The 6,765-nt window shown below is 41.2% G+C and carries 9 protein-coding genes; 7 read left to right on the forward strand and 2 right to left on the reverse strand.

Annotated features, from left to right (window positions below; all coding sequences use genetic code 11):
- The 6 genes from F607_RS0123525 to F607_RS0123550 all read left to right on the forward strand — a co-directional run.
- The coding region (locus tag F607_RS0123525; RefSeq protein WP_157365478.1) for a transposase at positions 1 to 237 on the forward strand (237 nt) is incomplete at its 5' end.
- A gap of 31 nt (positions 238 to 268) precedes the next feature.
- Positions 269 to 1,849 carry a DEAD/DEAH box helicase gene (locus tag F607_RS31455; protein ID WP_268967652.1) on the forward strand — a complete coding sequence of 527 codons (1,581 nt, stop codon included), beginning with the start codon at positions 269 to 271 and terminating at the stop codon, positions 1,847 to 1,849.
- 2 nt (positions 1,850 to 1,851) lie between these two features.
- A complete protein-coding gene (locus tag F607_RS0123535; protein WP_027710022.1) occupies positions 1,852 to 2,076 on the forward strand; it encodes a hypothetical protein in 225 nt (74 codons plus the stop codon).
- A gap of 12 nt (positions 2,077 to 2,088) precedes the next feature.
- The gene (locus F607_RS0123540; protein ID WP_027710023.1) at positions 2,089 to 2,391 is read left to right on the forward strand and encodes a hypothetical protein; all 303 of its coding nucleotides are present in this window, start codon (positions 2,089 to 2,091) and stop codon (positions 2,389 to 2,391) included.
- A 26-nt stretch (positions 2,392 to 2,417) separates the two neighbouring features.
- A complete protein-coding gene (locus F607_RS0123545) occupies positions 2,418 to 2,639 on the forward strand; it encodes a hypothetical protein (RefSeq protein WP_027710024.1) in 222 nt (73 codons plus the stop codon).
- Positions 2,623 to 3,729 carry a tyrosine-type recombinase/integrase gene (locus F607_RS0123550; RefSeq protein WP_027710025.1) on the forward strand — a complete coding sequence of 369 codons (1,107 nt, stop codon included), beginning with the start codon at positions 2,623 to 2,625 and terminating at the stop codon, positions 3,727 to 3,729. The genes F607_RS0123545 and F607_RS0123550 overlap by 17 nt, the downstream gene beginning before the upstream one ends.
- Positions 3,730 to 4,163: 434 nt before the next feature.
- Here the strand turns inward: F607_RS0123550 and F607_RS0123555 are convergent, their stop codons facing one another.
- Together F607_RS0123555 and F607_RS0123560 are read right to left on the reverse strand one after the other, a co-directional pair.
- Entirely contained in the window at positions 4,164 to 5,615 is a 1,452-nt protein-coding gene (locus tag F607_RS0123555; protein WP_051311776.1) for a hypothetical protein, read from the reverse strand.
- A 62-nt stretch (positions 5,616 to 5,677) separates the two neighbouring features.
- Positions 5,678 to 6,436, reverse strand: coding sequence for a hypothetical protein (locus tag F607_RS0123560; RefSeq protein WP_027710027.1), 759 nt, complete (start codon positions 6,434 to 6,436; stop codon positions 5,678 to 5,680).
- 140 nt (positions 6,437 to 6,576) lie between these two features.
- Between F607_RS0123560 and F607_RS0123565 the strand changes: the two genes are divergently transcribed.
- On the forward strand, positions 6,577 to 6,765 hold a 189-nt coding region (locus F607_RS0123565), incomplete at its 3' end, for a transposase (RefSeq protein WP_027710028.1).

The following is a 6,765-nucleotide window of genomic DNA, read 5'->3' on the forward strand; positions in this document are numbered from 1 at the left end:
CCAGTCGTTGAATGGGTAAAAGAGTCCCATGAAATCACTCGTAGCATAATACTTGAGGTCGTTGAAAAAGCGGGTAAAGGGTTTAATGTTGTAAAAAAACGCTGGGTTGTTGAGCGTACTTTTTCATGGTTAATCAACTATAGGCGTCATTCTAAAGATTATGAAGTTTTAACGAGAAATAGTGAGGCAATGATTCACATTGCTATGCTGCATATTTTAGTCAAAAGAGTTGCTTAAATTTTGATTTTTAAGACACCTTCTAAGCGCGATTTATCAATACTGGCAACAACAGCAAGGTAATCCCTTGGTTTGTGTACCCACTGGGGGCGGTAAATCAGTGATTATTGCTGAATTTATTCGTCGGGTGATGCAGTTTCCCAACCAACGGGTACTTATGCTCAGCCATGTCAAAGAGATCCTGGAACAGAATTACGCAAAATTAAATCAGCTCTGGCCCACCTGCCCTTCCGGTATTTATTCGGCCAGTTTAAGGCGTAAAGATCTCCAGGCGGATGTGTTATTTGCCGGGATTCAATCGGTGTATAACAAAGCGTTTGATTTAGGTCCCTTTAATATCATTATCGTCGATGAGTGCCATTTAATTAATGCGGGTAAAGACGACAGTATGTACACCCGCTTTTTAAATGACGCGAAATTAATGAATCCCTTGGTGAAATTAGTCGGTTTTACCGCTACGCCTTACCGCATGAAAACGGGGTTATTAACTGAGGGCGAAGGCGCATTATTTAATGATGTGGTGTACAACGTCGATATTCAAAAACTCATTGATCAAGGATTTTTATCCCCGTTAATTTCACAACCTGGCACCGAGCAAATTGATTTAACCAACGTCAGTATTCGCCAGGGTGAATTTGTTACCCGAGATTTAGAAAAGGCGTTAAATGCTCAAGACCTCACTCGCAAAGCATTAAAAGAAATCAGCGAGTGGGGTCAGGATCGTAAAGCCTGGTTAATTTTTGGTGTCTCGGTGAATCACTGTTTGCAGATTATTACCATGCTCAAAGACCATGGTATACAGGCCGAGTGTGTGCATGGCCAGACACCAATTGGCTTACGCTCGCAACTCATTGAGGATTATAAATTAGGCCGTATTCGTTGTTTAGTCAGTCAGGGCGTGTTAACCACCGGCTTTGATGCACCTCGCACCGATTTAATTGCCATTTTACGGGCCATTCATTCTCCAGGTTTGTATGTGCAAATCCTCGGCCGTGGTTTACGCATTTCACCGGAGACGGATAAGACCGATTGCCTGGTGTTGGATTATGGTGACAACATCGAGCGGCATGGACCGATTGATAATATTCAGCCACCTAAGTCTAAATCCCGTAAAAATGGCGAGTCTGGTGAAGCACCCACCAAACAATGCCCCAAGTGTGAGTCATTGTTACAAGCTATTTTACGGGAGTGTCCCAGCTGTGGCCATGCCTTTTCAGCCAGTGAATCCCTGCCTCATAACGATCAAGCATCCAAAGGTGCACTGTTAAAATCACAAATTAAACCCGTGTGGCTCAGTGTGACTGATGTGTCGTATAGCATCCATCGTAAATTAAATGCGCCACCATCATTAAAAGTTACCTATCGCTGTGGTTTTGAATTCGTCAATGAATGGGTGTGCTTCGAACATAAAGGTTATGCCAAGGCGAAAGCAGCCAAGTGGTGGTTTAAACGTGCCGGCTTAGGTGGCCAACTGCCCCGCTCTACTGAAGAAGCCCTGCAGGATGCGCCGACGTTAAAAATACCCAATGCCGTACAGGTCAGCCAAGCCGATAAATACCCGCACATATTAAATTACGATTTTTCCGAATCACCCCAACAAGCGAGTGCTTAATCATGGAAATTTGTCGTACTTTTTTATCGAAAAAATCTGCAAAAACAATACATCGTGTTCAGCAATACATTGAATATTATCAGCTCGCGAAAAAGCGACGACCACCGTGTATTACTGTTCATCCGGATGAATATCAAGCATTAAAAAATGATATGGCCCAGTGCCACCATCAACCCCCGTTCACCCTGCAAGGCGTACCCGTCAAAGCCGTGAATACTGTCCACTGAGGAGACTTGAGCATGTTAATTTTAACCTTTCGCCGTACTGATAAAGCATATATTAATGATAAAACGATTATAACCTTTGCCGAGAAAAGTGGTCAGAATAACGCACGCATTATTATTAATGGCCCTCAGTTTTATTATGATCGAATACTAGGTATTAACGATAAAATCCACCTTAAACCCTTTTCATTAATGATTTATTTGTTGGCGTGGAATAGTCGTTACCAGCTTCGCATGGGTTTTGAGGCACCCGAAAATGTAATTATTTTACGGGAAAAAGTGTATTTAAAAGAGCGTCAAAAAAGATTGGCCGCTTAATTTGTGCGCGTTGGGAGATAATCATTATGCGTTTGATGCGATTAAATACCTATGCCAAACAGCGTTATCCGCTGGGTGATGGTCCCACACTGCGAACCTTACGCAACCGTTGTGAAAACGGCTTGATACCTGGCGCCATTAAAGAGGGTGGACTGTGGTATGTGAATATTGATGTCCATGAAAAAGCCAGCAGTTCATTGGTCAGTAAAGTCTTAAGTGAGTCAAAATATTATGGCCGCCCGTCCTAGAAAAAAACGAGGGCTTTGCCCAAATTTATATGAGTCCAATGGTTTATTTCGTTACCGCCATCCCGTCAATAAAACCTGGCATGCCCTGGGCCGCGATAAGCAGGAAGCGGTCCGTGCCGCACGAGAATTAAATAGTATTTTAATACCCAGTACCCAGCAGTTAATTAATTCTATTTTAGCCATAGGCGAAAAAACTATTGCGGATATTATTGAAGCCTTTAAAACGGATATTGTACCGAATAAAGAATTAATGCCTCGTTCTGCTCAAGAATTAGAGTACCGATTAAATCGACTGAATAATGATTTAGGCGACATGAGTATTCGTTCATTATCCGTGGAGCAAGTAGCCAGTTATTTGGATTTAAGTTTTAAGGGCGATGCCTATAAACAACATCGGTCTGTGTTATCCCAGCTGTGCCAGTTTGCAATCGTTAAAGGCTGGTTAGTTGAAAACCCAGTGGCGCCGACGTTATCGACTCGACAGAGTCAGCGTATTCGTAAACAACGCCAGCGAATTACCTGGGAAGCTTACCAAGCGATTTACCAGCATGCTGAAGAATGGTTACAGATTGCCATGGACTTGGCCATTATCACCCTGCAACGCCGTTCTGACTTACTACGACTGAAGTTCAGTGATATCAAAGATGGTCGCTTGTATCTGGTGCAAAGTAAGACCGAAAAACATGGTGACTGTGCACGGCTAGCCATTGGCTTGGGCCCGTCCCTTAAGAAAGTCATTGAGCGTGCGCGGTGTACTGGGATCAACTCTCCCCTACTGATTCATAAGCAACCCCAAAGAATCTTAACGGGCAATGGTCATTGGTCTGCGGTGAAACCTGATTACTTGAGCCGAAGCTTTTCCAAAGCACGTGATGAGTCGGGTATTTATGAAAATATTTCCAAAGATATATTACCGACATTCCATGAGTTGCGATCATTGGGCGGGTTACTTTATGAACAACAAGGTTGGAGTAAAACTCAAGTGCGTCAGTTGATGGGTCATACTTCTGACAAAATGACTGAACATTATTTAAAAGGACATGACACGAGATGGACACAAGTTGAAGCCGATTTAGACTTAGAAAATTAGACGACAAGTTTCGTCTAAGCAGCGTTCAATAAAGTTGAGTTTTGCAGGATATTGCAGAATTTTGCATAACGCAAATGATTATCAAAAGCAAAAAGCCCGTAACTCATTGAATTACAAGCTTAAAAATGGTCGGAGTGAGAGGATTCGAACCTCCGACCCCCACAACCCCATTTTATAGATATTTATACATAACATATTGATTTTATTGTATATTTATGTTTTTTATACAGAATGATTTCAAATATAAAACACATAAATATCAATAGGTTAGAGTAAAGCTTTGTCAAAAAATATACAACTAGCATTGTGTATCAAAATAGGTACGGAAGCTGTCCAAATAAGTTTTTTATCACTACTTCAAGCGAACTCACGCCTAGAAACACTAGCTCTTTTTTTGTTCGAATTTATGCGATTGTTAGATGACAAAGTCGCGACTACCAAGCAATGTACTCTTTGGAAAGCACCTTGAACTGGCTGTCAAACACACATTTTCCAGTATCATTGATTCGACTGATTAAATAGTCTAGGCACTCTTGCAATCGTTCGTTCACAACACCCTGTTTAATGATTTCTAAAGCAAGCCTTCCCTGCTCACGACACCGCGGCTCTTCTAGTTTCCGCTGAATTTCATAGTGAGTTAGGGCAGCCATAGCATGTGGCGTATACTTATCGCCGAGTTTGCCCAATATGTGATCGTAGTACACCTTACCTCGTGGTGAAACCCCCTGGCAATAGTCAACACCCCGACCAATGCGACACATAAGTACCACCCTGGCAAGCTTTTCTGCATTATTTGGAATAATGTCTTGTTGCTCCTGGATGAACGAAACCAAGCTATCCGCTACTGGAGCCTCGTGGTGGTAATTATCCCAACCATCATGTTTTTCACTAAGCTGATCTATTAATCCATCAACGATGACCGCTCGCTCATTTGGAGAACGAAACCGATTTCCCTCAACAAAGTTAAAGAATTGACCACCAAGTTCATACTTCTCTTTATGCAAGTTTGTGTTGTACCCCTCTAGCATTATCCCAAGCTTGTATTTTGGATCATCCTTACAATTGTTCCAAATTGACGGAGCAATAAGCGAGATATTTTTTCTTACCTGTGGATCTGTATCAGTTGAGACGTAAATTCCAAAGGTTGTTCTAAGAATGCTTGCTAAATGATGTGTCGCAAGCACTGAAACATTGGCCACAATCGTTTGCTGAGTGGTGGGATTAATCGGTGAAGTATAGGTTCTTAGATTCTGGATAAATGCCTGCACCTGAAGAGCGGCAGGTGTTGGCCTGTCACTTAGGACATCTTGGATACAAGTTTGTAACCAACCCATCAGTTCAAAAGCATTTATTTTGTAGTTTGTAGGATGAGAAATGCCGATATCATTCCTCATCTCCAAGATATGTTTCAGTTTTTTGTATGTTGTATCTGAAATCAGCTCAAGTTTTCTGCAAGTGTCTAGCATCACAGAGTCTTTCAGTGACGCCAGATCGTCTTCTGTCTGATAAAACTCACGAGCCTTTCCACCAATAGCAGAGTCATAGAAGATATCTAGTCCATAGCCAATAGCTTTCTTCCTCAGATCGATAACAACCTCATTCCAGATTGCATTGAGGGAGTAATCAAACAAACCAAATCCTGCACCCACAACAAATTTTGAAAGGTAGCAAGCATCTCTTTTCACTTCGTCAGGTAAATTAGCGATGTACGCAGGAAGGTTCTGGCCAATGATGTTTCGCTCTGTTTGCTCCGCGATGATGTTGTCTGTAGGGAGGCCCATATGTCCGAGGAAATCAACTATAAGTTGTGCCTGAGAATTAACAAGATCAGTTCCAGTTGATTGAGTGATATTGTTCAATGATTTTCTTCCCTTGTTATCTAACACCAAGATCAGCTACCGTTTAGAACACCAACCAAGAATGCTCAGCTCGACTCATTTATTAATGATCAGTAACGTTCAGAACCTTTTGCTAACTTATAAAGGACCGGCATCTCGAAAGTGCGCTTTTTAATATCTGGGCTATATTGCTTCACTCTCAAAAAACCGATGACCTGAAGATAAATTAATAAAGTCTTACTTTCTTCATTTATATTTTCTCGGAATGTAATATTATTTTTTATCCACTTATGATCAAATGTCTTTTTACGCCCCTGCTTATCCAAAAATTCCTTTATTTGACTCGTCCATCTGTCGTCAACCTTGCTAACATGCTGCATGTATTGTTCTTTTGACTGAAGATAGGCTCGATAGACAATATGCTTAGAAAATAGATTGTAGACCCAGTCTGATCCATTAAAGACAGGTGTAACAAAATCGTTTGGACTGTTCTGAAAATACTCATTCGTCTCACTGATCAATTCTTTCAAAAAAACTAAAATGTTTCTAGGAGTGCAAGAATTATTTCCATCCAAGAAATGAGTGTCAAAAAACTCATGGTTTAGAATATGCTCTTCTCTGCCGTTCATACCCTCATGTATAAGTTTTTTTTCGAAAAGTTTGTTGATCACAATTAAATCAATCTTTTCAAATAAGGACGTGCTATTCCGCTTTCTACCGAAATACTTATTCATTAATTGAGCAACTTTATACTTTAAACTATATTTCTTATCATCAAGAATAATTTTTTCAAACCACTTAAGACGATATTCCGAGATATCACTTGAGGTTATTATGTCCCGAATATTCCAGACCCCAACCTTTGCCATAGAAATTAAGAGCCTGCGAGCTAGAAACCTCCTAATTTCTTCTTTACTCCAAACTAATCGGAGGGTATCCCCTTATGTCAGGATAGTTGTCGCCTCACCTGAAGTAAAAATCTAAAGAAAGGGGCGCAGGTGAATGATGAGTGAAGCGCGTATCAAAAGAAAGAAAAGACGCTATTCTAGCGAAGATGATGCCACCCCATAATATGAGTGTTCCAGCACTTGCAGAAGAAACCGGTATTTCAGCAAAAACCCTGTATAATTGGCGTCAGGTTGCGAAAAGAAAAGGCTGTGTTATGCCCGGAAACAAGAAGAATGCTGAGCAGTGGTCC

Source organism: Zooshikella ganghwensis DSM 15267, assembly GCF_000428585.1.
In the GTDB taxonomy this organism is placed as follows: Bacteria; Pseudomonadota; Gammaproteobacteria; order Pseudomonadales; family Zooshikellaceae; genus Zooshikella; species Zooshikella ganghwensis.

Coding starts and splice junctions, on each gene's coding strand:
- F607_RS0123545 (WP_027710024.1), top strand. CDS start 2,418: ATGCGTTTGATGCGATTAAATACCTATGCCAAACAGCGTTATCCGCTG.
- F607_RS0123535 (WP_027710022.1), top strand. CDS start 1,852: ATGGAAATTTGTCGTACTTTTTTATCGAAAAAATCTGCAAAAACAATA.
- F607_RS0123560 (WP_027710027.1), bottom strand. CDS start 6,436: ATGGCAAAGGTTGGGGTCTGGAATATTCGGGACATAATAACCTCAAGT.
- F607_RS0123550 (WP_027710025.1), top strand. CDS start 2,623: ATGGCCGCCCGTCCTAGAAAAAAACGAGGGCTTTGCCCAAATTTATAT.
- F607_RS0123540 (WP_027710023.1), top strand. CDS start 2,089: ATGTTAATTTTAACCTTTCGCCGTACTGATAAAGCATATATTAATGAT.